This window comes from Streptomyces sp. NPDC003456 (assembly GCF_042878735.1).
In the GTDB taxonomy this organism is placed as follows: domain Bacteria; phylum Actinomycetota; class Actinomycetes; order Streptomycetales; family Streptomycetaceae; genus Streptomyces.
Window position 1 is genome coordinate 1 of the sequence record NZ_JBIAOK010000003.1, and the last position, 22,767, is coordinate 22,767.

The 22,767-nt window shown below is 72.5% G+C and carries 17 protein-coding genes and 2 rRNA genes; 11 read left to right on the forward strand and 8 right to left on the reverse strand.

The window, feature by feature from the left end; translation table 11 throughout:
* Both ACFYWG_RS11070 and rrf read left to right on the forward strand, forming a co-directional pair.
* Positions 1-73, forward strand: a 23S ribosomal RNA gene (locus ACFYWG_RS11070); the annotation flags it as partial.
* 84 nt (positions 74-157) lie between these two features.
* A 5S ribosomal RNA gene (gene rrf / locus ACFYWG_RS11075) occupies positions 158-274 on the forward strand.
* A gap of 144 nt (positions 275-418) precedes the next feature.
* Here the strand turns inward: rrf and ACFYWG_RS11080 are convergent.
* The 5 genes from ACFYWG_RS11080 to ACFYWG_RS11100 are packed head-to-tail and all read right to left on the reverse strand — an operon-like array spanning position 419 to position 6,095.
* A complete protein-coding gene (locus ACFYWG_RS11080) occupies positions 419-1,729 on the reverse strand; it encodes a DUF58 domain-containing protein (protein WP_389200787.1) in 1,311 nt (436 codons plus the stop codon).
* Complete coding sequence (locus tag ACFYWG_RS11085; RefSeq protein ID WP_376334717.1) at positions 1,729-2,718, reverse strand: AAA family ATPase; 990 nt, start codon at positions 2,716-2,718, stop codon at positions 1,729-1,731. The genes ACFYWG_RS11080 and ACFYWG_RS11085 overlap by 1 nt, the downstream gene beginning before the upstream one ends.
* Entirely contained in the window at positions 2,718-3,911 is a 1,194-nt protein-coding gene (locus tag ACFYWG_RS11090; RefSeq protein WP_385421917.1) for a DUF4350 domain-containing protein, read from the reverse strand. Before ACFYWG_RS11090 ends, ACFYWG_RS11085 begins: the two co-directional genes overlap by 1 nt.
* Positions 3,908-4,693 (reverse strand): DUF4129 domain-containing protein, encoded by a 786-nt coding sequence (locus ACFYWG_RS11095; protein WP_383503840.1) that lies wholly within the window; start codon positions 4,691-4,693, stop codon positions 3,908-3,910. Before ACFYWG_RS11095 ends, ACFYWG_RS11090 begins: the two co-directional genes overlap by 4 nt.
* Positions 4,694-4,697: 4 nt before the next feature.
* A complete protein-coding gene (locus ACFYWG_RS11100; RefSeq protein WP_389200789.1) occupies positions 4,698-6,095 on the reverse strand; it encodes a glycerophosphoryl diester phosphodiesterase membrane domain-containing protein in 1,398 nt (465 codons plus the stop codon).
* 140 nt (positions 6,096-6,235) lie between these two features.
* On the opposite strand from ACFYWG_RS11100, the gene mtnA reads away from it, so the two are divergent.
* The 7 genes from mtnA (at position 6,236) to ACFYWG_RS11135 (ending at position 15,650) form a co-directional block, all read left to right on the forward strand.
* Positions 6,236-7,384, forward strand: a complete 1,149-nt coding sequence (gene mtnA, locus ACFYWG_RS11105; protein ID WP_383503838.1) for an S-methyl-5-thioribose-1-phosphate isomerase — start codon at positions 6,236-6,238, stop codon at positions 7,382-7,384.
* Between the two features lie 338 nt (positions 7,385-7,722).
* Positions 7,723-8,412 (forward strand): two-component system response regulator MtrA, encoded by a 690-nt coding sequence (gene mtrA, locus ACFYWG_RS11110; RefSeq protein ID WP_189561841.1) that lies wholly within the window; start codon positions 7,723-7,725, stop codon positions 8,410-8,412.
* Between the two features lies 1 nt (position 8,413).
* Entirely contained in the window at positions 8,414-10,696 is a 2,283-nt protein-coding gene (gene mtrB, locus ACFYWG_RS11115; RefSeq protein WP_389200792.1) for an MtrAB system histidine kinase MtrB, read from the forward strand.
* A complete protein-coding gene (locus ACFYWG_RS11120; RefSeq protein WP_383503836.1) occupies positions 10,686-12,512 on the forward strand; it encodes an LpqB family beta-propeller domain-containing protein in 1,827 nt (608 codons plus the stop codon). Before mtrB ends, ACFYWG_RS11120 begins: the two co-directional genes overlap by 11 nt.
* Positions 12,513-12,764: 252 nt before the next feature.
* Positions 12,765-13,685, forward strand: coding sequence for a ComF family protein (locus tag ACFYWG_RS11125; protein ID WP_389201781.1), 921 nt, complete (start codon positions 12,765-12,767; stop codon positions 13,683-13,685).
* A 312-nt stretch (positions 13,686-13,997) separates the two neighbouring features.
* Positions 13,998-14,699: a ribosome hibernation-promoting factor, HPF/YfiA family gene (gene hpf, locus ACFYWG_RS11130; RefSeq protein WP_376334707.1), complete on the forward strand. Its 702-nt coding sequence runs from the start codon at positions 13,998-14,000 to the stop codon at positions 14,697-14,699.
* A gap of 204 nt (positions 14,700-14,903) precedes the next feature.
* Entirely contained in the window at positions 14,904-15,650 is a 747-nt protein-coding gene (locus tag ACFYWG_RS11135) for a response regulator (protein ID WP_376334709.1), read from the forward strand.
* A gap of 148 nt (positions 15,651-15,798) precedes the next feature.
* Here the strand turns inward: ACFYWG_RS11135 and ACFYWG_RS11140 are convergent, their stop codons facing one another.
* Positions 15,799-16,971, reverse strand: a complete 1,173-nt coding sequence (locus ACFYWG_RS11140; protein WP_389200795.1) for a winged helix-turn-helix domain-containing protein — start codon at positions 16,969-16,971, stop codon at positions 15,799-15,801.
* 102 nt (positions 16,972-17,073) lie between these two features.
* Positions 17,074-17,652: a GNAT family N-acetyltransferase gene (locus ACFYWG_RS11145; RefSeq protein WP_389200797.1), complete on the reverse strand. Its 579-nt coding sequence runs from the start codon at positions 17,650-17,652 to the stop codon at positions 17,074-17,076.
* Positions 17,653-17,933: 281 nt separating this feature from the next.
* Between ACFYWG_RS11145 and secA the strand changes: the two genes are divergently transcribed.
* The gene (secA, locus tag ACFYWG_RS11150; protein ID WP_376334714.1) at positions 17,934-20,780 is read left to right on the forward strand and encodes a preprotein translocase subunit SecA; all 2,847 of its coding nucleotides are present in this window, start codon (positions 17,934-17,936) and stop codon (positions 20,778-20,780) included.
* Between the two features lie 131 nt (positions 20,781-20,911).
* Here the strand turns inward: secA and ACFYWG_RS11155 are convergent, their stop codons facing one another.
* A complete protein-coding gene (locus ACFYWG_RS11155) occupies positions 20,912-21,181 on the reverse strand; it encodes an Rv3235 family protein (protein WP_376334715.1) in 270 nt (89 codons plus the stop codon).
* A 1,018-nt stretch (positions 21,182-22,199) separates the two neighbouring features.
* On the opposite strand from ACFYWG_RS11155, the gene ACFYWG_RS11160 reads away from it, so the two are divergent.
* Positions 22,200-22,715 (forward strand): DUF6912 family protein, encoded by a 516-nt coding sequence (locus ACFYWG_RS11160; RefSeq protein ID WP_389200800.1) that lies wholly within the window; start codon positions 22,200-22,202, stop codon positions 22,713-22,715.
* Positions 22,716-22,767: the final 52 nt, after the last annotated feature.

The following is a 22,767-nucleotide window of genomic DNA, read 5'->3' on the forward strand; positions in this document are numbered from 1 at the left end:
GTTGATAGGCCGGATATGGAAGCACGGTAACGTGTGGAGTTGACCGGTACTAATAGGCCGAGGGCTTGTCCTCAGTTGCTCGCGTCCACTGTGTTGGTTCTGAAACCACGAACAGCCCCACGTGCCACACGTGGTGCGGCTGACAGTTTCATAGTGTTTCGGTGGTTATAGCGTAGGGGAAACGCCCGGTTACATTCCGAACCCGGAAGCTAAGCCTTACAGCGCCGATGGTACTGCAGGGGGGACCCTGTGGGAGAGTAGGACGCCGCCGAACAATTGTTGGGAAAACCCCCGCATCGAAAGATGCGGGGGTTTTCTGCGTTTCAGGGGCCTTTACGAGCTCAGGAACGTCTCAGCTCGCTTTCGCAGTTCGGGAGGCAGGGCCATTGTGCTATGCCGTGAGTGTCTGCGCTGTTCGTTATAGGCGGCCGGCGGCCTTCAGGGACAAGTAGGCGTCTGCAAGTGCGGGGGGCAGGTCTTCGGGGGTGGCGTCGATGACTGTGACGCCGTGGCGGCGGAGTTGTTCTGCCGTGCGGTGGCGTTCCGACTGGGCCTGGGCCGCCGCCGCGGCCTCGTAGACGGCGTCGATGTCGCCGCGGGCCTTGGACATGGTCGAGATGTGCGGGTCCGCCACCGAGGCCAGGAGGACCGTGTGGCGTTGCGTCAGCTGGGTGAGGACCGGGAGCAGGCCCTCTTCGATCGGTGCCGCGTCCAGGGTGGTGAGGAGGACGATCAGGGACCGGCGCGAGGAGGTGCGGAGGGCGGTGGCGGTGAGGCCTCGGGCGTTCGTCTCGACCAGTGCGGGCTCGAGGGTGGCCATCGTGTTGACCAGCGCCGGGAGGAGGTCGCCTGCTGTGCGGCCCTGGACGAGGGCGCGGACCTGTCGGTCGTAGGCGAGGAGGTCGACGCGGTCTCCGGCTCGGGAGGCGAGCGCCGCCAGGAGCAGGGCGGCGTCCATGGAGGCGTCGAGGCGCGGGGCGTCGCCGACGCGGCCGGCCGAGGTGCGGCCGGCGTCGAGGACCAGGAGGATGTGGCGGTCCCGTTCGGGGCGCCAGGTGCGGACGGCGACCGTGGTCTGGCGGGCCGTGGCGCGCCAGTCGATCGAGCGGGTGTCGTCTCCGGGGACGTACTCGCGCAGGCTGTCGAACTCCGTGCCCTCGCCTCGGGTGAGGACGCTGGTGCGGCCGTCGAGTTCGCGCAGTCGGGCCAGCTTGGAGGGCAGGTGCTTGCGGCTGGTGAACGGGGGGAGGACACGTACCGTCCACGGAGCCTGGTGGGTGCCCTGGCGGGCGAGGAGGCCGAGGGGGCCGTAGGAGCGGATGGTGACGCGGTCGGCCCGGCGGTCGCCGCGACGGGTGGGGCGCAGGCGGGTGGTGACCCGGCGGCGTTCGCCCGCGGGCACCGTGAGCCGGTGCCGGGAGGCGGCGGTCTCCGTGCCCCGCTGCCAGCTGCTCGGGGGCCAGGCGTCGCGGAGGCGGGCCCGGAGCGTGCGGCGGGACGGGTTGGTGATCGTGAGGGTCACGTCCGCGGTGTCGCCCAGGCGCACGGAGGTGTCGCCGGAGCGCGTGAGGCTCAGGCGGCGCACGGGGGCGGCCAGGGCGTAGTCGCAGGCGCATGCGACGGCCAGGGGCGCGTTGACCGCGAGGATGCCCGTCCAGCTGGGCTCCCAGATCCCGACGGGGAGGGAGCCCAGGGCCGCGAGGAGGGCGGCGCGTCCGGTGAGTGCCATCAGCGGGGAACGGGGACGTGGGCGAGGATCGCGTTGATGACGGAGTCGGCCGTGACGCCCTCCATCTCGGCCTCCGGGCGCAGCTGCACGCGGTGGCGGAGGGTGGGCAGGGCGAGGGCCTTCACGTCGTCGGGGATGACGTAGTCGCGGCCGGTGAGCCAGGCCCAGGCGCGGGCGGTGGCCAGGAGGGCGGTGGCGCCTCGCGGGGAGACGCCCAGGGTGAGGGAGGGCGACTCGCGGGTGGCGCGGCAGATGTCGACGACGTAGGCGGTGATCTCCGGGGAGACCGTCGTCTTGGCGACGGCGGCCCGGGCCGCCTCCAGGTCGGCCGGGCCCGCCACGGGGCGTACGCCGGCGGCTTTGAGGTCGCGGGGGTTGAAGCCTTCGGCGTGCCGGGTGAGGACGTCGATCTCGTCCTGGCGGGAGGGCAGCGGGATGGTGAGCTTCAGCAGGAAGCGGTCCAGCTGGGCTTCGGGGAGGGGGTAGGTGCCCTCGTACTCGACCGGGTTCTGGGTCGCGGCGACCAGGAACGGGTCGGGGAGGGGGCGGGGGGTGCCGTCGACGGTGACCTGGCGTTCCTCCATGGCTTCGAGGAGGGACGACTGGGTCTTGGGGGGCGTGCGGTTGATCTCGTCGGCGAGGAGGAGGTTGGTGAAGACCGGGCCGGGCTGGAAGGAGAACTCGGCGCTGCGGGTGTCGTAGACCAGGGAGCCGGTGACGTCGCTGGGCATGAGGTCGGGGGTGAACTGGACGCGCTTGGTGTCGAGTTCGAGGGCGGAGGCGAGGGCGCGGACCAGCAGGGTCTTGGCGACGCCGGGGACGCCTTCGAGGAGGACGTGGCCGCGGCAGAGCAGGGCGACGACGAGCCCGGTCACGGCGGGGTCCTGGCCGACCACGGCCTTGGCGATCTCGGCGCGCAGGGCTTCCAGGGAGGCCCGGGCGTCGCCCGGGTTCCCGCTCTGCCCGGCGTTGTCAGTGGTCGGGTCCATCATGGACGGCGTACCTCTCTTTCGAGGGCGTCGAGTCGGTCGGCGAGTGCGACGAGTGCCGCGTCGTCGCTGGGCGGTGGTCCGAAGAGGAGGGCGTGCAGGTCCTGTCCGTCGCCGTGGAGGTGGGAGGACAGGGCGGGCAGCAGCGCCTCGGGCGTCTGCGCCTGGGTGACGGGGACGCCTACGAGGGGGGCGAGGCGGGTGCGCGTGGTGGAGCGGAGAGCGTCGGCGGCGCGGTCGCGGGCGTCGGCTTTGCGGTAGAGGCGGGCGCGGCCTTCGGCGGTCTCGGAGGCGCGGATCGCGACGGGGAGTTTCTCGGGCACGAGAGGGCCGAGTCGGCGTGCCCGCCACAGGGCGGCCAGGGCTGCGGCGAAGAAGAGCTGGAAGGTGCCCCAGAGCCAGCCCGAGGGGAGCAGGTCGAAGAAGCCGCGTTCGTCGTCGGCGGTGGCCGACGCGTCGGAGAGCGAGGGGAGGTACCAGACCAGATGGGGGCGGGAGCCGAGGAGCTGGAGGGCGAGCGAGGCGTTGCCCTGCTCGTCGAGGCGGTCGTTGAGGAGGATGTCGGGCGCGCCGAGGACGACGGTGTCGCCGTCCCCCTGGTCGGCGGGGAGGCGAAGCAGGGTGGCCAGGCGCTGGCTGGGGTAGCAGGCGTCGGCGCCGAGGTGGGTGGTGGTGTAGCGGCGGCCGCCCGTCTCGGCGGTGCCGGCGCGGCGGGCGGCGGGGAGGGCGCAGTCGGGGGCGAGGGCCGCGTCGAGGCTGGTGGCGGGGGCGGCGGTGACGCCGGGGGCGAGCCGTTCGACGGAGGGGCTGCCCGGGGCGACGAGGACGGTGCGGTTCCCGGAGTCGGCGAACGCCTTGTGCAGCCGCTTCTGCTGACTGCGGGTCAGCAGGTCGGGGACGGCGACCAGGAGAGTGGTGTCCTCGCCGGTCGCGGCGGCTGCCTCGTCCAGGGTGGTGACGACGCGGGTGTCCACGCCCCGGTCGGCGAGGAGTTCGGCGACGGCGCGGCTGCCGCCCGGGTCGGCGGAGCGCGGGTCGAGTTCGCCGTGCCGGGCGTCGGAGCGCAGCAGGGCGATGGCGACGGCCCCCGCCAGGAGCAGGACGAGGGCGAGAGCGATGCCGCGCGTGCGGGTCCAGACCTGGCGTGCGGTGGGCGAGGCCGAGGTGGCGGGGAGCGTGGCCTCGGTGGTCATTCGGCGGCTCCCCGGCGGGCCTCGGGCGTGCTGCTCGCGGTGCTTGCAGTGCTCGCGCTGCTCGTCGTGAGCCGGGGCTTGGCGCGCTCCAGGTCGCGGTCGAGTCCGGCGATGCGGTGGTATGCCTCTTCGGTCGCGGTGCGGCCGCCGTATGTGACGTCGTCGAAGTCGCGTGCGGCCGAGCGCAGGCGGTCGGTGTGGGCGGGCAGGGCCCGGCCGGCCTCGGCGGCCGCCTCGTCGGCGGTGCGGCCGGGGCGGACGTCGAGCAGGGCGCGTTCCTCGAGTGCGCGGACGAGTGCGCGCATGCGTTCCTGGACGGCCTGGCTCCAGTGGCCCTGGGCGGCGTGCGCCTCGGCGGCGGCGCGGTGGTCGGCGGCGCTGCGGGGGCGGTCGTCGAAGAGGGCGGCGGAGGGGACGGGGCGGCGGCGGGGAGTGCCGAGCCGCCACCACAGGGCGGCCAGGACCGCGACGACGGCCAGGACGATGACGACCAGGCCGAAGGCGCCGCCGGGGGTGGCGGACGAAGCGGTGCTGAAGAGGTCGTCGATCCAGTCCCAGAAGGCGTCCAGGGCGCGCTGGAGGAGGCTGGGGTCGTTCTCGTGGTACATCCGCTTGGACAGCTCGCGCCGCGCCGCCTCCCGCGCGGGGTCGCGCGGGATGGTGACGGGTGGGTCGTCGGCGGAGCGGGCCGGCGACAGCACGGAGATGTCACCGGCCTGTTGCAGCGTCCGTACGGCGGCGCGGGGCAGCGCCGTGGTGAGAAGTTCCCCCGCCCGGCTCACCGCATCAGCTCCCGGGGGTGGTGCCGGGGGCGGAGCCGTGGCCCTGGACACCGGCGGCGCGGGCCAGTTCGAGGTCGAGGGCCTCGCGGCGGATGCGCTGGTCGATGTAGAGGAGCACGGTGACGCCGGCGGTGATCGGGAACGTGATCATGGAGCCGATCACCGAGCCGATGCCGCTGACGATGAGGAAGGTCCAGCCGAGGCCGCTCCCGCCGGAGTTGAGCCAGCCGGTGATGCCGTCCCCGCTGAGCGCACCGGCGAGGAAGGTGAAGGGGATGACGATGATCGAGGCGATGACGTTCGCGATGATCGTGGCGAGCAGCTGGATGCCGAAGATGCGCCACCAGGTGCCCTGCACCAGCTTCACGGAGCGGGCCATGGCCTTCTTGATGCCCTGCTTCTCCAGCATCAGGGCGGGCGAGGCCAGGGAGAAGCGGACCATCAGCCACAGGGCGACGACACCGGCGCCGATGATGCCGAGGACGGTCAGGGCGATGCCCGCGCCGTTGCTGCCGGCGACGGAGACGAGGATGCCCGGCAGGGTGCCGGCGAAGACGATGCCGGCGGTGATGAGCAGCAGCAGGCAGATGAGGCCGAACAGCTTGAGGACCTGGGGGCGCGCGTCGTGCCAGGCCTCGCCGATGCTCACGGGCCTGCCGAGCACGGCCCGGCTGGTGACGGTGGTGAGCAGGGCGGTGGCGACGACGGTGCCGACCAGGGAGATCACGAAGATGACCGTGGAGTGGAGCATGGCGTCGCCCATGGCGCGGCTCAGCTCGTCGAGGGTGGCGCTCGGGTCGTTGAGGGCCTCGGTGCTGGAGTAGTCGAGGACCAGTCCCTGGAACAGGACGACGATGATCTCGGTCAGGACGGCGACGGTCAGGGAGATGCCGAGGACCGTGCGCCAGTAGGTGCGCATGGTGGAGACGGCGCCGTCGAGGATCTCGCCCACGCCGAGCGGGCGGAGCGGGATGACGCCGGGCTTGGCGGCGGGCGGCGGGCCGCCCCAGCCGCCTCCCCAGCCGCCGGGGTGTCCGTAGCCTCCGTGGCCGGGGCCTCCGTGGCCGGGGCCTCCGGGTCCCCAGCCGCCGTGGCCGCCCTGGCCACCGGGGGGCGGGGTTCCCCAGCCCGGGCCGGGCGGCGGGGGCGGCGGGGTTCCGCCGGGGCCGGAGGAGCCGCTCGGGGAGGACCACTGAGCAGGCGGGGGCTGCTCCTTCGACCACTGCGGGCCGGGGCCCTGGGGGGTCTGTCCCTGCTGTCCCTGCTGTCCCTGCTGTCCCGGCTGGTCGGCGGGCTGCGCGGGGCCGGGGCGGTCGGCGGGCTCGGCAGGGCCGGACGCGTCAGGCTTCTGCCCGTCGGACGGGGCGGATCCGGGCGAGGCCCAGCCCGGAGTGTCGTTCATCGTCGCTCCTTCACGGTGCCCGTCCGCGGTCGCGGCGGCAGGTTGGCAGCCATCGTGCCATGGGGTGGTCTTCGAGTGACCGGCCGCGGTAGGGGCTGCGTACCGTCAATTGTCCGCGCGAAAGGGGGCAGACTGACGGCATGGCTGATCAGTACGCGCACAGCGGCGATGACAAGCGGCCGACCGAGATCCCGGCGATCCGCTGGGAAGAGCCACCGGAAGGGCCGGTTCTGGTCCTGCTCGACCAGACCAGGTTGCCGGCCGAGGAGGTCGAACTGGTCTGCACGGATGCGTCCGCGCTGGTGGAGGCGATCCGCTCGTTGTCCGTGCGCGGGGCACCGCTGCTCGGCATCGCGGGCGCCTACGGCGTCGCGCTCGCGGCCGTGCGGGGCTTCGACGTGGACGAGGCCGCGGACGCCCTGGCGAGCGCCCGGCCGACCGCGGTGAACCTCGCCGTCGGGGTGCGGCGGGCCCGCGCGGCGCACGAGGCGGCGCTCGCCGAGGGCGGTGACCTCCGGCAGGCGGCAGCGGCGGCCCTGGCCGCGGCGCGGCAGCTGCACCGGGAGGACGCCCAGGCCAGCGAGCGGATGGCCGAGCACGGTCTGGCACTCCTCGACGAGCTGCTGCCCGGCGGCGGGCACCGGGTGCTCACCCACTGCAACACCGGTGCGCTGGTGTCGGGCGGTGAGGGGACGGCGTTCGCGGTGGCGCTCGCCGCGCACCGCAGGGGACGGTTGCGGAGGCTGTGGGTCGACGAGACGCGTCCGCTGCTGCAGGGCGCGCGCCTCACGGCCTACGAGGCGGCTCGCAGCGGGATGGCCTACACGCTGCTGACCGACAACGCGGCGGGGTCGCTGTTCGCCTCCGGTGAGGTGGACGCGGTGCTGGTCGGCGCGGACCGGATCACGGCGGACGGGTCGGTGGCGAACAAGGTGGGGAGCTACCCGCTGGCGGTGCTGGCGCGGTACCACCACGTGCCGTTCATCGTGGTGGCGCCGGTGACGACGGTAGACCTGGACACGGCGGACGGGGCGTCCATCGAGGTCGAGCAGCGGCCCGGGCACGAGGTGACGGAAGTGGTGGCCCCGCAGGTGCCGGTGGTCGGCGTGGAGGCGGGCGGCGGTATCCCGATCGCGCCGCTGGGCACGCAGGCCTACAACCCGGCGTTCGACGTGACGCCGCCGGAGCTGGTGACGGCGATCGTCACGGAGGAGGGCGTCGTGTCGCCGGTGACGGCGGAGGCACTGGCCGAGGTGTGCGGGCGCTCGCCCAGGACCGCGCAGGGCTGAGCTGGGGCTGGGCGAGGGGGCGGGACGGCAGGACGGCGTCTCGCCCCCTCGGCGTGTTCCGGGGCGGTTCTCGGCGGGCGGTCGGCCCTTCCGGGATGCCTCGGGCCGCCGGTGGCGTCCGGGCCGTCTCCCCCCGGTGTCCGGCCGCGTGCGGGGCCTCGCTTCACGGGGCTGCGGCCGTGCGCGGACTCGTGCTCCTCCCGGCCCGCGGTGGCGGCGTTGCCCGATGTGGGGATCATGGGCGGGCGGGCGAGGGCAGACAGTGGCGCTTGCTGCGACTATGGTCACTGGCCGGTGACCTACCTCACCACTGCCGTCGCCACTGTTATGAGAATGGGATGATGTCGTTTATGAAGGGACGAGTCCTTGTCGTCGACGACGACAGCGCACTTGCCGAGATGCTCGGCATCGTGCTGCGTGGTGAGGGTTTCGAGCCGTCTTTCGTGGCCGACGGCGACAAGGCGCTGGCCGCCTTCCGCGAGTCCAAGCCCGATCTGGTGCTGCTCGACCTGATGCTGCCCGGCCGCGACGGCATCGAGGTCTGCCGGCTGATCAGGGCGGAGTCGGGCGTGCCGATCGTGATGCTCACGGCCAAGAGCGACACGGTCGACGTCGTCGTGGGCCTGGAGTCGGGCGCGGACGACTACATCGTGAAGCCGTTCAAGCCCAAGGAGCTGGTGGCCCGGATCCGGGCGCGGCTCAGGAGGTCGGAGGAGCCGGCTCCGGAGCAGCTCGCCATCGGTGACCTGGTCATCGACGTGGCCGGGCACTCCGTGAAGCGGGACGGGCAGTCGATCGCGCTCACGCCGCTGGAGTTCGACCTGCTGGTCGCGCTGGCTCGCAAGCCGTGGCAGGTGTTCACGCGCGAGGTGCTGCTGGAGCAGGTGTGGGGCTACCGGCACGCGGCGGACACGCGCCTGGTCAACGTGCATGTGCAGCGGCTGCGCTCCAAGGTCGAGAAGGACCCGGAGAAGCCGGAGATCGTGGTGACGGTCCGTGGTGTCGGATACAAGGCAGGACCGAGCTGACATGTCCGGTGACAGTGCCGCTTCGGCGCCCGGCCGGTCCGGGGCCCGCCCGGGGCGGCCTGTCGGGCGGGGGAAGACGCGTGCGCGCTGGGCACGCTTCCTGGACGGCGGGCTGCTCCAGGGCGGAGTCCAGGGCAGCCCGGTCATCCGCCTGTTCATGCGGTGGGTGCGCAGGCCGCTGCTGCCCGTCATGCGGCTGTGGCGGCGCAACATCCAGCTCAAGGTCGTCGTCACGACGCTGCTGATGTCGCTCGGCGTGGTCCTGCTGCTCGGGTTCGTCGTCATCGGCCAGGTGCGCAACGGGCTGCTGGACGCCAAGGTGAACGCGTCCCAGAGCCAGGCCACCGGTGGTTTCGCGGTGGCCAAGCAGCGTGCCGACGAGGAGGCGAGCACCACCGGCGACGACGTCGCCGCCGGGGACGGCCGGTCCGCGCAGAACGTCACCCAGTGGATGAGCGACCTCGTCTCGTCGCTGTCCAGCGGTGGCCAGGGCGCCTTCGACGTGGTGACCCTGCCCGCCTCGGACGCGGCCGGTGCCGACGGCCGCGGGCAGCGTGCCTCGGGCGAGGTCAACTGGAGCGAGAGCGTGCCCCCCGCCCTGCGCGAGCGCGTCGGGCGCGGTACCGCGGCCGCCCAGAGCTACACGCGCATCACCTACAACAACGACACCAAGGACTCCCAGCCGGGCCTGGCCATCGGCAAGCAGGTCAACGACCCCAACGGCGACCCGTACCAGCTGTACTACCTCTTCCCGCTCACGCAGGAGGAGAAGTCGCTGAGCCTGGTCAAGGGCACGCTGGCGACGGCAGGGCTGTTCGTGGTCGTGCTGCTGGGGGCCATCGCCTGGCTCGTCGTGCGGCAGGTCGTCACGCCGGTGCGGATGGCCGCCGGGATCGCCGAGCGTTTGTCGGCGGGGCGGCTGCAGGAGCGGATGAAGGTCACCGGCGAGGACGACATCGCGCGGCTCGGCGAGGCCTTCAACAAGATGGCACAGAACCTCCAGCTCAAGATCAGCCAGCTGGAGGACCTGTCGCGGATGCAGCGGCGGTTCGTGTCGGACGTGTCGCACGAGCTGCGCACGCCGCTGACGACCGTACGGATGGCCGCGGACGTCATCCACGAGGCGCGCGAGGACTTCGACCCCGTGACCGCGCGGTCGGCGGAGCTGCTCGCGGACCAGCTGGACCGGTTCGAGTCGCTGCTCGCCGACCTGCTGGAGATCAGCCGCTTCGACGCGGGCGCGGCGGCGCTGGAGGCGGAGCCGATAGACCTCAGGAACGTGGTCCGGCGGGTCGTCAGCGGGGCCGAGCCGCTCGCCGAGCGCAAGGGCACCCGGATACGCGTCCTGGGCGACCAGCAGCCCGTCGTCGCCGAGGCCGACGCGCGCCGAGTGGAGCGTGTCCTGCGCAACCTGGTCGTCAACGCCGTCGAGCACGGTGAGGGCAAGGACGTCGTCGTCAGGCTCGCCGCGGCGGGCGGTGCGGTGGCCGTCGCGGTGCGGGACTACGGGGTCGGGCTGAAGCCGGGTGAGGCGACCCGGGTGTTCAGCCGCTTCTGGCGGGCCGACCCGGCACGCGCGCGTACCACCGGCGGTACGGGCCTGGGGCTGTCGATCGCCCTGGAGGACGCGCGGCTGCACGGCGGCTGGCTGCAGGCGTGGGGTGAGCCGGGCGGCGGTTCGCAGTTCCGGCTGACGCTGCCCCGGACGGCGGACGAGCCGCTGCGGGGGTCGCCGATACCGCTGGAGCCGAAGGACTCCCGGCGCAACCGGGGGCTCGACGACGCCGGGCTGCCCTCCGGCGGCGGGGACGGCGAGAAGCGGGCCACCGTGCCGGCGCAGCCCGCGGGCGGGTCCGCGGCGGGGGCGGCGCGGGATCCGATACCGCCGCGTGCGGCCGGCGTTCCGCCCACGGCGGATCCGACGGCCCTGCCGGGCAACGGCTCGCGCGTGGTGCCCAGGCCGGCCTCGGGAACCGGGCGCCCGGCTCAGGCTCAGAGCCGGGGCCAGGGTCAGGACCGGGACCAGGAACGGGATGCGGGTGCCGAGGGAACGGCCGGCCCCGCTCCGGCGGGGACGGCTGCGGACACCGGGCGGGACCCGCGTGCGAACGGGCCGCAGGACCCGCGTGCGAACGGACAGCGGCAGGCCCAGGTGAACGGAGCACCGGACGCGCGGGTCGACGGGCCGCGGAGCGCGGACAGGGACGAGGCAGCCGCGGCCTCCGGCGGGGAGTCCCGGCCGGCGGACGCGCACAGGCAGGGGGAGGCATCTCGTGGCCGCTGACCGCGAGGGGCGCGGCCGGCGCAGGCACGCGCGCGTGACGGCGTTCGCCACCGGGGGCGTCCTGGTGCTGGCGGGATGCGCCTCGATGCCCGACAGCGGCGATCTGCGGGACGTGGAGTCCACGCCGCGCCAGGAGACCCAGGTGCGGGTGTTCGCCGTGCCGCCGGGCGAGGACGCCAAGCCCCAGGACATCGTCCAGGGCTTCCTCGAGGCGCTGACCAGCGACGACCCCGACTACAAGACGGCACGCCAGTACCTGACGGGCGACGCCGCGAAGACGTGGCGGCCCGAGCTGTCCACCACCGTGCTGACGGACGCGCCCGGCGCCAAGGCCGTGGGCGCGGACGGCCCGGAGGACGCCGGCGAGATGTCGTACGTGCTCACCGGCACCAAGGTGGCCACGGTGGACGCGCAGGAGTCGTACGCGCCGGCGACCGGGGCGTACGACAGGACGGTGCACTTGACGCAGGACGACAAGCGGCAGTGGCGGATCGACGTGCTGCCGCAGGGGGTCGTCATGGGCCAGTCGGACTTCCAGCGCACCTACATGTCCGCCAACAAGTACTACTTCGCCTCCAACACCGCCGAAGCGGCCGCGGACAGCCAGCCCACGGCGGTCGCGGACCCGGTCTACGTGCGCCGGCGCGTGGAACCGGTGAAGCAGATGGTGAACTCCCTGCTCAGCGGGCCCAACCGGTGGCTGGGGCCGGTGGTGCGGTCCAGTTTCCCGACCGGCACGGCACTGGCGAAGAACGCCGGCGCGCTGACGCCCGACGACCGGAACCGGCTGACGGTCCCCCTCAACGACAAGGCCGCCGGTGTCGGCACCAACCGGTGCGAGGAGATGGCGGCCCAGCTGCTGTTCACGCTGCGCAACCTGAGTCCCACCGTGGACTCGGTCGAGCTGCGGGCCGGCGGGGCGGAGCTGTGCACCCTCGGGCGTGCGGGAGCCGACGCGGCCGCTTTCCGCACCACGGCACGCCCCCCGAACTTTTTGTACTTCCTCGACGGCAAGCACCGGCTGGTGCGGACCTCCGTCGGCAACGGCACCGAGACCGACCCGGCGCCCGGGGCGCTCGGCGACGGCGACACGGCCCTGCGGTCGGTGGCGGTCTCACGCGACGAGCACACCGCTGCCGGCGTCGGCCTCGACGGCAAGTCGCTGTACGTGGGATCGCTGGTTTCGGGCGGGTCGCTGGGCGAGCCCGTGCTGCGCAGCACGGGCCCGAGCGAGGCGGACCGGCTGACGACGCCCAGCTGGGACGCCGATGACGGCCTGTGGATCGCCGACCGCGACCCCGACAATCCCCGGCTGCTCCTGCTGCAGGAGGGCAAGGGCGAGCCGGTCGAGGTGCGCACCCCGGAGCTGGACGGGCGGATCCAGTCCGTCCGGGTGGCCGCGGACGGGGTGCGGATCGCGCTGGTCGTGGACAAGGGCGGCAAGAAGACGCTGCTCATCGGGCTGATCGAACGGGACGAGAAGCCCGGCGGGCAGCCGGACGTCCGGATCGTGGAACTGCGCTCGCCGTCGCCCGAGTTGGAGAAGGTGACCACCATGTCGTGGGCCGGGGACAGCCGGCTCGTGGTGGTCGGCCGCGAGCACGGGGGCGTGGAGCAGATGCGGTACGTCCAGGTCGACGGCTCCACACCGGACGTGCCGGCGCCCGCCGCCCTGTCCGGCGTCAAGGGGGTCACCGCCTCCGAGGACGACCAGTTGCCGCTGGTGGCGGACTCGGTGGACGGCATCGTGCGGCTGCCGTCGGGTGCGCAGTGGCAGAAGGTCACGCAGGGGACGGCGCCGGTCTACCCGGGCTGAGGGCCGGCTTTCTGCCGGTCCGGTGGCGGCGCCCGCCCGGCGCCGCGGCGTCACTCCTCCTCCCGGGCGGCCTGCCCAGGCGGGCGGGTCCGTGTCGCGCGCCCCTTGCACACCCCCTGCACGGGGCCTCACCCGTCCGAGTGACAGGTCTGCCAGCCGTCCCTCACTTGTCCACAGGCCGTTTTCCACAGGGGTGGCAGGGCCGCGGCCCGGTCGGCAGAGTGGTCGCCGTGCGGGGGTGAGGCGATGACCATGCGGGGCTGGTGGCGGGAGCTCGGTGACCTGGTGCTGCCGGGCGAGTGCGGGGGCTGCGGGGCGCCCCGTGCGGTGCTGTGCGAGACGTGCCGTGTCGCGCTCGGCGGAGCGGGCGCGTACCGGGTGCGGCCGGATCCGGAGCCGCCCGGCCTGCCGGAGGTGCACGCGGCGGCACGGTACGCGGACGAGGTGAGGGCCGCGCTGCTCGCCCACAAGGAACGGGGTGCTCTCGCGCTGGCCGGACCGCTCGGGGCGGCGCTCGCCGGGGCGGTGCGGGCGGGGCTGCGCAGCGTCTCGGTCGGTGCGGGTCCCGCACGCCTGGCGGGGGCGGCCGGACGGGCGGGTTGCCGCGCTCCGGTGCTGCTGGTGCCGGTGCCGTCCGGGCGGCGGACGGTGCGAGCCCGGGGACATGATCCGGCCCGGCGGATCGCCCTCGCCGCGGCGAGCGAGTTGCGCCGGCGCCGGGTGGCGGCCCGGGTGGTCGCAGTGCTGGAGCAGCGGCGCGCCGTCGCGGACCAGTCCGGGCTCAACTTGAGGCAGCGGGTGGAGAATCTCGCGGGCGCGCTGGCGGTGGCACCCGGAGCGGCCGGGCTGCTGTGCCGAGGGCCGGTCGTCCTCGTCGACGACCTGATGACCACCGGCGCGTCCCTCGCGGAGGCCGCTCGTGCCGTGCGCGCGGTCCGGGCCGGTCCGGCGGCGGGGCCGGTTCCGAACGCTGCGGGAATCTGGTCCGTGTACGGGGGAGAGACCTGGGAAGGCAGAGAGGAACAGAACGTCGGATCAAGAGGGGAGAGGACGGATCGGCGGTCCGGTCGGCGGGAAAACGCGCGCCTGAACGGCGTCTGCCGGGGCGTCGACGTGGTGTGCGCGGCAGTGGTCGCGGCGTCACCGGCCTCTTTCGAAATAAACCGGAACTGACTGAGATCTTGTGTCGTTGCAGGTAATGAGAGGACCTATTCACCTGAACGGAGGTACGCCGCAGTAGAGGGTGACGACATCCGTCCGGGCGAGATATGTTCGGTTGAGAGGGAAAGGCGCAGGCCACACCTTCTCGAATCCGAATGCCGTGCTGCGGGTTTTTGTTCATCACCCGCACCGGTGGAGTGGAGATCTCGCTCATGGGGGAGGAGGTGGAAGTCACCGAGTCCGAGGTTCCGGGACTCACCGGAGCCTGGTGCAAAAGGGAGACGCTCCGCAGAGAAGCGGAGCGATCCGGGAACGGAGTTCTGCGTGGACATCGTCGTCAAGGGCCGCAAGACCGAGGTGCCCGAGCGGTTCCGGAAGCACGTGGCCGAGAAGCTGAAGCTGGAGAAGATCCAGAAGCTCGATGGCAAGGTGATCAGCCTCGACGTCGAGGTGTCCAAGGAGCCGAACCCCAGGCAGGCCGACCGCTGCGACCGGGTGGAGATCACCCTCCGCTCCCGCGGTCCGGTGATCCGGGCGGAGGCAGCGGCGAGCGATCCGTACGCGGCGCTCGACCTGGCGGCGGAGAAGCTGGAAGCCCGGCTGCGCAGGCAGCACGACAAGCGGTACTCGCGTCGGGGCTCGCGCCGGATCCCGGCCGCCGAGGTCGCCGACCACGTGCCGGGTGTGGCGACGCTCAACGGCAACGGCCTGGCGACGTCCGCCGAGAGCGAGGAGTCGGAGGCGGCCGTCCCGACGAAGAAGATCGGCTCGCTGGAAGTACAGGGTGACGGCCCCATCGTCGTCCGCGAGAAGACCCACGTCGCAGCACCCATGACCCTCGACCAGGCTCTCTACGAGATGGAGCTGGTCGGGCACGACTTCTACCTGTTCGTCGACTCCGAGACCAAGGAACCGAGCGTCGTCTACCGACGGCACGCCTACGACTACGGCGTGATCCACCTCAGGACGGACACGATGGTCACCCAGTCCCACTCCGACGAGGCGGGCGGTGCGCTCGGCGGCTGACCGTGCCGGGTGACAGCGGAGACGGTGCCCCTGGAGCGCGTGTGCGCCCCCAGGGGCACCCCTGTGCGACCACTTCGCGCCCCGCTCCGTCACCCCGGCGTCGCCCGGGCATGGAATCATGAGGGCCACGGCCCAACCGGTGGGTCGTTGCTCTGGGTTGGCGATGGCTCAGGACCACAGGCCGCAGCCTCAGGGGGAGGAACGATGGCGGACAGCTTCGGACCGATGCGTGACGGTGATGCCGACGGCGGCGTCGTCGGCATGGGCCCGGACACGGGGACTCCACGCAAGGAACCGATCAGAGTCCTCGTGGTGGACGACCACGCGCTGTTCCGCCGGGGTCTGGAGATCGTGCTGGCGGCCGAGGAGGACATCCAGGTCGTCGGGGAGGCGGGTGACGGCGCCGAGGCCGTCGAGAAGGCCGCCGATCTGCTGCCGGACATCGTCCTGATGGACGTCCGGATGCCCAAGCGCGGCGGAATCGAGGCCTGCACCTCCATCAAGGAGGTGGCTCCCAGCGCGAAGATCATCATGCTGACGATCAGCGACGAGGAAGCCGACCTCTACGACGCCATCAAGGCGGGCGCGACCGGTTATCTCCTCAAGGAGATCTCCACGGACGAGGTGGCCACCGCCATTCGAGCGGTGGCCGACGGGCAGTCGCAGATCAGCCCCTCCATGGCGTCGAAACTGCTCACCGAGTTCAAGTCGATGATCCAGCGCACGGACGAGCGCCGGCTGGTGCCCGCGCCCCGCCTGACGGACCGTGAACTCGAAGTCCTCAAACTCGTCGCGACGGGTATGAACAACCGGGACATCGCCAAGGAGTTGTTCATCTCCGAGAACACGGTGAAGAACCACGTGCGCAACATCCTGGAGAAGCTGCAGCTGCACTCCCGGATGGAGGCCGTGGTGTACGCGATGCGGGAGAAGATCCTCGAGATCCGCTGACGCCGGAGGGCCGCGCGGCAGGAGCCCCTACGCGATCAGCCGGTCACCGGATCGCTCCTCGCCCAACCGGTCCCCGCCCGGCCGGTCACCCGCCCAGCCGGTCACCCCGGCAGGCGGCCGACCCAGGTCGACCGGCCCTGTACACCGATCACGCGGTCAGCCGGGCCAGCTCCGTCACCAGGGCGGGGCGCAGCTCCGGGGCGTCGACCCGCTCCACGCGGACGTCCGTGCAGTCCACCCAGCTCGCCGCCTCGGCCAGGGCCCGGGCGACGGCGGGAACCGCCTTGGGACCGTCGAGCGTGACCTGCTTGGCCACCAGCGTGCTGCCCGCCCGGGCCGGGTCGACACGGCCGACGAGCCGGCCGCCCGCCAGGACGGGCATCGCGAAGTAGCCGTATATCCGCTTGGGCCGGGGGACGTAGGCCTCCAGGCGGTGGGTGAAGCCGAAGATCCGCTCCGTGCGCGCCCGCTCCCAGATCAGCGAGTCGAAGGGCGACAGCAGAGTCGTGCGGTGACGGCCGCGCGGCGGAGTGGCCAGCGCCGCGGGATCGGCCCAGGCGGGCTTGGCCCAGCCCTCGACCGTCACCGGGACGAGCCCGGAGTCGGCGATCACCGCGTCGACCTGCTCACCCTTGAGACGGTGGTAGTCGGCGATGTCCGCACGCGTGCCGACGCCCAGGGACCGGCCCGCCAGGGCCACCAGGCGGCGCAGGCACTCGGCGTCGTCCAGCTCGTCGTGCAGCAGGGGCTCCGGGATCGCGCGCTCGGCGAGGTCGTAGACGCGCTTCCAGCCGCGGCGTTCCACGCAGACGACCTCGCCGTGCATCAGGGCGCGCTCCACGGCGACCTTGGAGCCCGACCAGTCCCACCAGTCGTTCGTCTTCTTGGCGCCGCCCAACTCCGTGGCGGTCAGGGGGCCTTCGGTGCGCAGCTGCTTGATGACCTGCTCGTAGGCGCCGTCCGGCAGGTCGTGGTTCCAGTGCGGCCGGCTGCGGTAGGCGCGGCGGCGGAAGGCGAAGTGCGGCCACTCCTCGATGGGCAGGATGCAGGCGGCGTGCGACCAGTACTCGAAGGCGTGCGTGTCCCGCCAGAAGGCGTCCTCCACGGTCCTGCGGCCGACCGCGCCCAGACGGGCGTAGGGGACCAGCTCGTGCGAGCGGGCCAGGACCGAGATCGTGTCGAGCTGGACCGCGCCCAGGTGGCGCAGGACGCCGCGGACACCGGCGCGGCGGTCGGGGGCGCCGAGGAATCCCTGGGCGCGCAGCGCGATTCTGCGGGCCTCGTCCGCCGAGAGGTCTGCGATGGGGCGCGGGGTGGTCATGCTCCGCACGATAGGGGGTGGGACTGACAGTCCGCCGCGACCTGCGAAGAACCGGTTCCCGGGGGGCTCACGGCCGGGTCTGTGCCGGGGGCAGGTGCGGGCTCACGGCCGGGTTCGTGCCGCGGGCAGATAGGGGGCCGTGGACGGCAGGCCCAGGTCCGAGGGGAGCAGGGAGCCGACCCAGGTGTCGCGGCGTACTCCCTTGTTGTTCGTCGCGGCGCGCAGCGTGCCCTCGACGGTGAAGCCGGCGCGCTCGGCCACCGCGCGGGAGGCCCGGTTGCCCACCTCGGCGCGCCATTCGACGCGGTCGAGCGCGAGGTCCGTGAAGGCCCAGCGGCACACCGCGAGGGTCGCCTCGGTGATGTGGCCGCGCAAGCGGTGCCGTCGCGTGGCCCAGAAGCCGATCTCGGCGGTGCCGAGGCCGCGCATCGTGAGCCCGAGCATGCCCGCCAGGTCCCCGGAGTCCAGGAAGACGCCGAAGGTGAACAGGGAGCCGTCCGCCCAGCCGTCCGGTGCCATCCGCTCCGTGAAGTCCCTGGCGTGTTCCCGCAGGTAGGGGGAGGGGATCGTGGTCCAGCGCTGGATGTCGGGGTCCTGGCAGGCGTCGTGCACCGCGCCGGTGTCCGGGGGGCCGACCGTGCGCAGCAGGAGGCGGTCCGTGGCGAGGGTGACGGGGTCCATCGGCCGATTCTGCGCGCAGTGGCCACGCGGGAGCCATCCCTTTGCCCTCGGTGAAGAGTCGATCACGCTTCGTACAAGTCGGTGGAGGGGTGCGGCACTATCCGAGGGGCCCGGGCGTTGTCCTTCATGGAACACACGTGAATCAGACAGGAAGCAGCGGACGGTAGCCGTCACGGCAGGCCCTCCCGGCGCGGTGGGGTCCTCGCATACGATGGCCGTTGCTCAGTAAGTCAAGTGGTAACCGACCGTCCCAGGCCCGACCGGCAAGGAGACCAACCCCCGTGTCCGTCCTCTCGAAGATCATGCGTGCAGGCGAAGGCAAGATCCTGCGCAAGCTGCACCGCATCGCGGACCAGGTCAACTCCATCGAAGAGGACTTCGTCGACCTCTCCGACGCCGAGCTGCGGGCCCTCACCGATGAGTACAAGCAGCGGTACGCCGATGGTGAGAGCCTGGACGACCTGCTGCCCGAGGCCTTCGCCACCGTCCGTGAGGCCGCCAAGCGCGTCCTCGGCCAGCGTCACTACGACGTGCAGATGATGGGAGGCGCCGCCCTGCACATGGGGTACGTGGCCGAGATGAAGACCGGTGAGGGCAAGACCCTCGTCGGCACGCTGCCGGCGTATCTAAACGCGCTGTCCGGCGAGGGCGTCCACATCATCACGGTCAACGACTACCTGGCCGAGCGCGACTCCGAGATGATGGGCCGCGTCCACCGCTTCCTGGGCCTGAGCGTCGGCTGCATCCTCGCCAACATGACGCCGGCTCAGCGCCGCGAGCAGTACGCCTGCGACATCACCTACGGCACGAACAACGAGTTCGGCTTCGACTACCTGCGCGACAACATGGCGTGGTCCAAGGACGAGCTCGTCCAGCGCGGCCACAACTTCGCCATCGTCGACGAGGTCGACTCGATCCTCATCGACGAGGCCCGTACGCCGCTGATCATCTCCGGCCCGGCGGACCAGGCCACGAAGTGGTACGGGGACTTCGCCAAGCTGGTCAAGCGCCTCAAGCGGGGCGAGGCGGGCCAGCCGCTCAAGGGCATCGAGGAGACCGGCGACTACGACGTCGACGAGAAGAAGCGCACGGTCGCCATCCACGAGTCCGGCGTCGCCAAGGTCGAGGACTGGCTGGGCATCGACAACCTGTACGAGTCGGTGAACACCCCGCTGGTGGGCTACCTGAACAACGCCATCAAGGCGAAGGAACTGTTCAAGAAGGACAAGGACTACGTCATCATCGACGACGAGGTCATGATCGTCGACGAGCACACCGGACGTATCCTCGCCGGCCGCCGCTACAACGAGGGCATGCACCAGGCGATCGAGGCGAAGGAAGGGGTGCCGATCAAGGACGAGAACCAGACGCTCGCCACGATCACCCTCCAGAACTTCTTCCGCCTCTACAAGCGCCACGACCACGGCGGCAAGGAACAGCCGGGTCTGTGCGGCATGACCGGTACGGCCATGACCGAGGCCGCCGAGTTCCACCAGATCTACAAGCTCGGCGTGGTGCCGATCCCGACCAACCGGCCGATGGTCCGCAAGGACCAGTCCGACCTGATCTACCGGACCGAGGTCGCCAAGTTCGAGGCCGTCGTCGACGACATCGAGGAGAAGCACCGCAAGGGCCAGCCGATCCTCGTCGGCACCACCTCCGTCGAGAAGTCCGAGTACCTCTCCCAGCAGCTCAGCAAGCGCGGCATCCAGCACGAGGTGCTCAACGCCAAGCAGCACGACCGTGAGGCGACGATCGTCGCCCAGGCCGGCCGCAAGGGCGCGGTCACGGTCGCCACGAACATGGCCGGCCGTGGTACGGACATCAAGCTCGGCGGCAACCCCGAGGACCTCGCCGAGGCCGAGCTGCGCCAGCGCGGCCTCGACCCGGAGGAGCACATCGAGGAGTGGGCGCACGCCCTGCCCGAGGCGCTCGAGCGGGCCGAGAAGGCCGTCAAGGCGGAGAAGGAAGAGGTCGAGAAGCTCGGCGGCCTCTACGTGCTCGGCACCGAGCGGCACGAGTCGCGGCGCATCGACAACCAGCTGCGCGGCCGTTCCGGCCGTCAGGGCGACCCCGGCGAGTCCCGGTTCTACCTCTCCCTCGGTGACGACCTGATGCGGCTGTTCAAGGCGCAGATGGTCGAGCGCGTCATGTCGATGGCGAACGTCCCGGACGACGTGCCGATCGAGAACAAGATGGTCACGCGCGCGATCGCCTCCGCGCAGTCGCAGGTCGAGCAGCAGAACTTCGAGACCCGCAAGAACGTCCTGAAGTACGACGAGGTCCTCAACCGCCAGCGCGAGGTCATCTACGGCGAGCGCCGCCGCGTCCTGGAGGGCGAGGACCTGCACGAGCAGATCCAGCACTTCATGGACGACACCATCGACGCCTACGTCCAGGCCGAGACCGCCGAGGGCTTCCCGGAGGACTGGGACCTCGACCGGCTGTGGGGCGCCTTCAAGCAGCTCTACCCGTGCAACGTCACGGTGGATGAGCTGGAGGAGGCGGCCGGTGACCGTGCCGGACTGACCGCCGAGTTCATCGGCGACTCCATCAAGGACGACATCCACGAGCAGTACCAGGCGCGTGAGGCGCAGCTCGGCTCCGAGATCATGCGTGAGCTGGAGCGCCGGGTCGTGCTGTCGGTCCTGGACCGCAAGTGGCGCGAGCACCTCTACGAGATGGACTACCTCCAGGAGGGCATCGGCCTGCGCGCGATGGCGCAGAAGGACCCGCTGGTCGAGTACCAGCGCGAGGGCTTCGACATGTTCACCGCGATGATGGACGGCATCAAGGAGGAGTCCGTCGGCTACCTGTTCAACCTGGAGGTCCAGGTCGAGCAGCAGGTCGAGGAGGTCCCCGTCGAGGACGCCAAGCCGGTGGCCGACCTGGAGAAGCAGGACGCGGTGCCGGCGCAGGCCGGGTCGCGGCCGGAGATCCGCGCCAAGGGCCTCGACGTCCCGCAGCGGCGCAACCTCCACTTCTCCGCGCCGACGGTCGACGGTGAGGGCGGCACCATCGAGGGCGACTTCACCGAGGACGGCGAGCCGGTGCGCTCCGAGGCCGACGGCCTCACCCGGGCGGAGCGGCGCAAGCAGGCGAAGAGCCGGGGCCGCCGCAAGAAGTGACGCACGCGGACGCGGCAGGGCAGCCGTGACCGTGTGAGATGGGGAAGGGCCGGACACCTCAGGGGTGTCCGGCCCTTCGCCGTACCGCACCGGACGCGGCCGTGCCGGTCGGAGCGGGTTCTCGGCCGTGGTCAGTCGAGGTCGGCGCGAGGGGGGCGGGGGCCGCCGAGTTCGACCGCCGTGCAGCGCCAGCGCAGGTCCTGGCCGAGCTCCAGCCGGAAGGCCATCGCGCGCAGCCGGTCACCGGCGCCGATGCGGGCGAAGGCCTCGATGGCTCCCGGGCGGGGCTCGCAGTAGCCGATGTCCCGCACGACCGGCCGGGCACCGCGGGTGCGCAGCGGGCCGCGTTCGGCCAGCCAGGCCAGTTCGTCGTAGGCGCGGCCCCGGGTGTGGCGGAGCATCGAGTGAACGGGGCGGTGGCCGCTCAGCACGGCGAGGAGGAGGTCGGCGAAGCGGTCGGTGGGCAGCAGGTGGGGGACGTGCCTGCGAGGGCTCTGTGCCGGTACGCGGGGTGCTGCGGAAAGGGGAGCCGGGGCGGGAGTCCGGAGGGCTTCCCGCGCGACTGACGTCGCGGAGGACGGGGTCGTGGGCGCGGGGCCCGGCGACGAGCTGCTCCGCGGCGCCCTGCCGGTGGCGCGCGGAGGGGTGCGGCGCGTGCCCGTGGGGGTCGGCGGGCGGGTGTCGCCGGGGCGGGTGTGCGGCCGCCCGCCGCGGGCGGACGCCGGGGGCCGGCCCCCGGCGGCGGTCACCCGGCCGCTGCCGCCACCGGGCTTGCGGGGCGGGGCGGCGGCGACGGATGTGCCGACCGGGCTGCCGGGCTGACCGTCGGCGCGGGCGGTGGCTGCCCGGGTGACGGCGCCGCCGGGAGCGCGGACCGGGGCGCCGGGCTGTTCGTCGGCGCGGGCTGCTGGCGCTCGGCCGGTGGTGTCGGCGGGGAGGCGGGGCGAGGTTCCGGGCAACCGGTGGCCCGGCGGAGGTGGGGTGGGGTCGGCGGCTGGGGGTGAGACGGGCGGACGGCCGGTCCTGGTCATGACCTTGTACATGGGGGTCCCCGTTTCGTGGGTCCGGTGGGATACCGGGGAGTAACTTCGTGGTCGGTGATCTTGTACGGGCTCCGCGGAGGCGGCGGCAAGGCGAGGGGTGCCCGTGCCGGAGGCCGGGGTGGGTTCACTTATCCGGGTGATGTGCCGGGGGCGGGCCCCGTGCCCGCCGGGCGGCGAAGGGTGAATGCCGGGAGCGGGGTGGACACGTCCGGCGTCACGGGGCGGGACTCGAAAGGGGACAGCGCGCACGTATCCTGAGGGCCGTCCGAGCCCCGGGCGCCGCCGCCGTGCCCGACCGCACCACCCGGCCGGCGCGACCCGCCCGGGACCGGCCCGAAGCCCGCCCCCCCGACCCCCACCACGAAAGCGGCCAGCCATGCGTGTCTACGTGCCCCTGACCCTCCCCGCTCTCGCCGAGGCGCACGCGACGGGCGAGCTGGCAGGCGGGCCGTTCGTCGCGTACGCCGTGACGCCCGCGCTGCGCGAGTGGTACCTCTCCGACGACATCGAGGAGCTGGAGTACGCCGCGCTGAACCGGGCCGCCCTGGCCTCGCTCCGTCTGCTGGCCGCCGACCCGCAGGCGCCGCGGCGCCGGGTCGTGGTCGCCGTGGACGTCGCCGACCGGGTGGTCGGCACCGACCCCGACCGCGGTCTCGACCCCGAGGCGCTCGGCGAGGTGCGGGTCGCGGGAGTCGTGCCGCTGGCGAAGGCGGCCTCGGTCCACGTCGACGCCGCCGACGCGGAGGCGGATGTGGCCGCGGCGGCCGACGCGCTGCCGGCCGCGGACGGCGGGGACGACGACGCCCGGTTCGTGGTGGACGGGGCGGAGGACCACGAGCTGCTGTGGTTCGCCACGCAGGAGATCCCGAACCTGGTGGGGCGCGCGGACTGAGCCGGCCGGGCTCCCGTCCGCCGGGGGCTCCCCACGGCCCGTCCTCTTGTTT